Annotated in this window: 1 pseudogene; it reads right to left on the bottom strand. The window is 51.8% G+C overall.

Annotated features, from left to right (window positions below):
* A pseudogene (locus KVH01_RS29630) lies at nt 1-149 on the bottom strand (IS5/IS1182 family transposase); the annotation flags it as partial.
* Between the last annotated feature and the right edge of the window lie 77 nt (nt 150-226).

The raw sequence follows: 226 nt of genomic DNA, 5'->3' as shown, positions 1-226 counted from the left end.
CTGGCTTTGTCGAAACCCAACTGCTCAAGGTCCAGCAGGGAAATGTAGGCCTCGATCACCCGAACCAGATGGTCATCGGGGATAAGTTCGTCCAACGAAAGTGGAAACAGAGCGCTCTGGGAGCGGTCTTCACCTTGGATATAGCGCATAAGCAAAATGCCCGTATCTTGCGATACGGGCATTTTCTTTAACCGGCCGGCAGATTGCTAGGTTTTCACACAGTCTG

The organism is Pseudomonas khavaziana (assembly GCF_019145205.1).
In the GTDB taxonomy this organism is placed as follows: Bacteria; Pseudomonadota; Gammaproteobacteria; order Pseudomonadales; family Pseudomonadaceae; genus Aquipseudomonas; species Aquipseudomonas khavaziana.
Note: the sequence above shows the minus strand (reverse complement) of the source record. Positions and strands in the feature narration are given on the sequence as shown.